We start from the raw sequence: 4,543 nt of genomic DNA on the forward strand, positions 1-4,543 counted from the left end.
GCCCGCCCCGCTCTCTGCGGTTTCGGTCGCGCTACTGCACGATGAGCGTGCCCGTCATCCCGCCCTCGATGTGGCCGGCGACGCCGCACACGACTTCATAGTTGCCTGGCGTGGTGGGCGCCGTGAAGACCACGGTCGCCGAGGCACCAGCGGCGACGTCCTGGTCCACCAGGATGCTGTCCGTCACCGCCTCTTCATCGAAGGGCGGCACGATCGTGACACCGGCATCCAGCAGAAGCCACTCGTGCTCAACCGAGCCGTTGTTGGTGAGCGTGAGCGTCACCTCGGCTCCAGCGGGGACGGTCCAGGATTCTGGTTCGTACTTGAATTCCGTCATGCTGGCCGAGATGCTGGCCTTCTTCGGGCCGCAAGCTGCCAGGGCTAGGCTCAGGGCAACGGCGGCACCAATCACGATCCGAGACTTCATTTTGCTGTTCATTCTTTCTCTTTCCTCCCGCGATTCAGGCCCATACGGCTCGTCGCAGATGAAGTAGACCATAATTCTCGGATATAGTCAACCTGGACAAGGGGAAGCCGATGGATCCAGAGAGCCTGCGGCGCTATCTGGATAGCAGGTTCATGGACCAATTGGAGGCGGTCATGGATGGTATGCGCGAAGTGGCGACTCCCACGACCGTAGGGAACTCAAGCAGGCAGCTTTCGGCTTGTACGAGAAGTTCCGGCCTGAGATCCCGCAGGGGAAAGAGGGCTGGGGCGCCAATGATGACTAGGTCCAAGTCCTTCGATACGTACTGGTTCCCACTGTAGGTTGACACCGTGGCTCCGCCGGAGAGCACAACGGCCACGCCTTTCTGGCCGAGCGTGGCTTGCACATGAGCGGCCAGCTCTGGCTGGCTCATCTCCTTGACTGCCTTCAAAGTGGCTTTCCTCTGCGCCTGGGGCGCCGGCGATTCATGAGCAGCGCCTCTCGCTCTGCCATTGGGTAGAAGGAGATCGCCTTCTGCAAGAGGTCCTTCAGTTGAGGCAACAGCTGGTACCTAGGATTGAATATGTAGACTCGTGTCCGCCCGACTTTCCTGCTCACGAGGACCCCCCCGGTCTCCAGCCGGTCCAACTGCCTCTGGATGCCATAGAGGTCGGTCTTGTACCTCCGGGCGATCTCCGTGGCATATCCCTCGTTTCTCGCCTGGATGAAGACAAGTATGCGTTCGCTGTTTCTACATCCGAGGATCGGACCCAACATTGTTTTCACCATCATGATCGGCCATATAACCAATATGGTTGGTTATATAACCAATTTCTTTGGTTATTGTAGGGCCAACAGGTGACGGGCGCAAGCGGCGCGTGGATGCCCAGCGGCCTCGAGCTACCCCGCCCTTCCCGAAGGACATCGGGACGATGTGCGGGCTTGGGAAGGGAGCTCCCCGGTGGACGCGGGCAGGGACCCACTGACTCAAGGTCGTTCTCGACCGCACGACGAGCGCCACCGAACGCCCAGTCAAGGGAGACCCTTCCGACTCATCCCCGAGCGCGCTCGGGCGACGGGCTCGGTGGCGTCAGGTGCGCGACGAACTGGCACCGGCCTTTCGGGACCGGGCCAGCCAACGCATCTGCGAGCGCATGCAGCAGTGGAGCGCCTTCCAGTCGGCTACCGTCGTCTCCGCCCATCTGCCGATGCGGGGCGAAGTCGACCTGCAGCCGCTGATCGTCGGGGTACCGAACTTCCTCTGGGCGATTCCGCGCCTCGCGGACGCCCCGGTCCGGCATCTCCTCTTCCATGTCTATCACCCCCAGCACCTGATCCCGCACCGCTTCGGCATGCCCGACCCCGATCCGGGCCTGCCCGTCGTCGCGCCGGAGCATCCCGACCTGATCTTCGTCCCCGGCCTGGCGTTTACGCCCCGCGGCTACCGCCTCGGCTACGGCGGCGGGTACTACGATCGCCTGCTGGCGCAGCCCGGCCACGCCCCGGCGCTGCTGCTCGACGAGATCGCTCATGAGCCCCACGACATGCCCGTGGATCCCTGGTGACCGAGGACCTCGGCGTCGTCCCCACCTTAGGTGCGGCGTGAGACCTCCGGTCGCCAACCGCTCACACCCCCCGCTGATCCGAGCTTGCGCACGACCTCCCCCGCCGAGGGCCTGAGCCTGCGGGAGCGGGCGCAGGGCCGAGGCGGGGCCCAAGCCTGAGTCGCGCGGCTCGGGGGATCGCCTGCCACTACGAAGGGCGACTTAGCCTCCTCGCCGCGGCGACGCTGGGTGACAACCACCCCGCGGCCCTGGGTGACACGCTTCGGGAGGCGAGCCAGCTTCTGCGGCGCCTGAGAGTAGGTCGTTTCACCGGTCACGGACTCCATCCTTCCACTTGTACAGACAACACGTACATTTTCCGGCTGCGCGGTCACGACTTGCATGGAGGCGAATTGGCACGGCATGCCTATAATGGAGCCATCAGTAGCGGGCTGGGCAGGCTTCACCTCGGAGGAGGCGGGATGCACTTGGGCGGGCAGGCGCCATCATGCGAAGCGAGACGCACACCCAGGCCCGAGCTGGTCCGGCCGTCAATCGAGCGCCGGGTCATCCGGGGGACAAGTTCGAGGCGTCGAGGACGCCCCCTTCCCAACAGCGACATCCTGCAGAGTTCGACCTTTATCGGTACGCGCATCGCCACGAGCACGGAAGTCCCGACCCGAATCGGGCCAGACTTGCTCGAGGTGCAGCCTCAGGACGGGCAAGGGGCGCGCGTGGAATCGGAGACCAGCCCATACTGCCCGTGATCCCGGTGATCGCAAATGCCAACGACGATACGGTCGGGCCTGGCATCGGTTCCCATGCTTCCACTGAATAGAGGCTGCTCCCGGCGACGGTGAAGGCCGGAGTCGTGAGGTGAGCTTGCCCCGCGGGCCTGGGGAGGAAGTGTCCACGGCCCTCAATCGGCGCCCGAGTAGGGGACGTCGGGGAGGAAGGCCATGTCGCAGTCCTTTGACATCCTGATCCGACAGGCCGCGCTGCGCCGCCAACCCGGCCTGCAGTTCGACCTGGGCATCGCCGGTGGGCGAATCGCCGCCATCCGCGAACGGATCGACGGATCGGGGAAGGTCGAGATCGAGGCGCATGGGAACCTGGTGACCGAATCGTTCGTCAATCCACATCTGCACCTGTGCAAGGTCTACACCCTGCAGATGATGGACGAGGACGCCCTGCGCGACTACCACAGCGCCGACATGGGCAAGGCCATGACGGCCATCGAACTTGCCGCACGCGTCAAGGAACATTACGACGAAAAGTGGATCATCCTCAACGTGCGCCGGGCAGTCGCCCAGGCGGCGCTGTACGGCTGCACGCACCTGCGGGCCTTTGCCGATGTAGACCGCAGGGCGCGCCTCGAAGGCGTGAAGGCTCTGCTGCGCGCCCGGGAGGAGTTCCGGGGGATCGTCGAAATCCAGGTGGTTGCCTTTGCCCAGGATGGAATCGTGCGCGAGCCCGGCGCCGCCGACCTGGTGCGCCAGGCGATGAAGCTGGGTGCGGATGTGGTCGGCGGCATCCCCTGGATCGAGTACACCGAGGCCGACATCGCCCAGCACGTCCACGAGTGCTTCGAGATCGCCGTCGAGTATGACAAGGACGTCTCGATGCTGGTGGACGACGCCGGTGACGCCGGCCTGCGCTCGCTGGAGGCGATGGCCCTGGAGGCCATCCGGCGCGGATGGCAGGGGAGAGCCCTGGCCCATCACGCCCGCGCCATGGCCCTGTACCCCAAGCCGTACTTCCAGAAGCTGGCGGCCCTGCTCAAGCAAGCCAAGATGGGCGTGGTCAGCGACCCACACACCGGGCCGCTGCACGCCCGCGTGCGCGAGCTGCTCGAGGAAGGGGTTCTGGTGTGCCTGGCGCAGGACGACATCTCCGACGCCTACTACCCCTTCGGACGCAACAACATGCTGGAAGTGGCGTTCCTTGCCTCCCACCTGCTGTGGATGACGACGTCGGCGGACATGGAAACGCTGTACGACATGATCACCGGGAGTGCAGCCAGCGCCATGGGGCTCGCCGATTTCGCCTTGAAGGAGGGCGCAACCGCCAACCTGGTGGTGCTCTCGGCGCCCAACGTGCTGGAAGCGCTGCGAGAGCATGCAGCCCCCTTGCAGGTGATCAGCCATGGGAAGCTGGTTGATCCCGAGAAGGTGCGGTCGATTGCAGCCACCAAGTAGCGGTCCGAGAAGACGGCGGAGCCGGGTCCGGAGGATCTAGGGTGCCCAGAACACATTTGGAGAGCGGCGCACAACCGTTGGTGGTCAGCCTCCGCGTGAACGGCCGAGAGGTGATCGCAGACGTTCCTGCCGACCTGAGTCTCATGGACTTCTTGCGGGAGCGCCTGGAACTACGCGGGACGAAGAACGGCTGCGACAGCGGTCATTGCGGGGCCTGCACCGTCATCCTCAATGGCAAGGCGACTCGCGCGTGCCTGGTGCGCATGTCGAAGGTGGGCGGCGCCAACGTGCAGACCGTCGAGGGGCTGGCGACTGCAGGCAGGCTTCACCCGCTGCAGCGCGCCTTCATCGAACACGGCGCGGTTCAATGCGGC

At 64.8% G+C, this 4,543-nt stretch carries 6 protein-coding genes; 3 read left to right on the plus strand and 3 right to left on the minus strand.

Annotation, left to right across the window (positions count from 1 at the left end; translation table 11 throughout):
* Window positions 1–31: 31 nt before the first annotated feature.
* The 3 genes from MUO23_05040 to MUO23_05050 all read right to left on the minus strand — a co-directional run bounded on the left by MUO23_05040 (window position 32) and on the right by MUO23_05050 (window position 1,219).
* Window positions 32–427, minus strand: coding sequence for a cupredoxin domain-containing protein (locus MUO23_05040; protein ID MCJ7512317.1), 396 nt, complete (start codon window positions 425–427; stop codon window positions 32–34).
* Window positions 428–560: 133 nt separating this feature from the next.
* Window positions 561–878, minus strand: coding sequence for a hypothetical protein (locus MUO23_05045; GenBank protein MCJ7512318.1), 318 nt, complete (start codon window positions 876–878; stop codon window positions 561–563).
* The gene (locus tag MUO23_05050) at window positions 875–1,219 is read right to left on the minus strand and encodes a winged helix-turn-helix domain-containing protein (protein ID MCJ7512319.1); all 345 of its coding nucleotides are present in this window, start codon (window positions 1,217–1,219) and stop codon (window positions 875–877) included. Before MUO23_05050 ends, MUO23_05045 begins: the two co-directional genes overlap by 4 nt.
* A gap of 302 nt (window positions 1,220–1,521) precedes the next feature.
* Here MUO23_05050 and MUO23_05055 point away from each other — a divergent pair, with 302 nt between their 5' ends.
* The 3 genes from MUO23_05055 to MUO23_05065 form a co-directional block, all read left to right on the plus strand.
* The gene (locus MUO23_05055) at window positions 1,522–1,992 is read left to right on the plus strand and encodes a 5-formyltetrahydrofolate cyclo-ligase (GenBank protein MCJ7512320.1); all 471 of its coding nucleotides are present in this window, start codon (window positions 1,522–1,524) and stop codon (window positions 1,990–1,992) included.
* A gap of 938 nt (window positions 1,993–2,930) precedes the next feature.
* A complete protein-coding gene (locus MUO23_05060) occupies window positions 2,931–4,169 on the plus strand; it encodes an amidohydrolase family protein (GenBank protein ID MCJ7512321.1) in 1,239 nt (412 codons plus the stop codon).
* A 41-nt stretch (window positions 4,170–4,210) separates the two neighbouring features.
* Window positions 4,211–4,543: 2Fe-2S iron-sulfur cluster-binding protein (locus MUO23_05065; GenBank protein MCJ7512322.1), on the plus strand; the 333-nt coding region annotated here is incomplete at its 3' end.

This window comes from Anaerolineales bacterium, assembly GCA_022866145.1.
GTDB lineage: Bacteria > Chloroflexota > Anaerolineae > Anaerolineales > E44-bin32 > PFL42.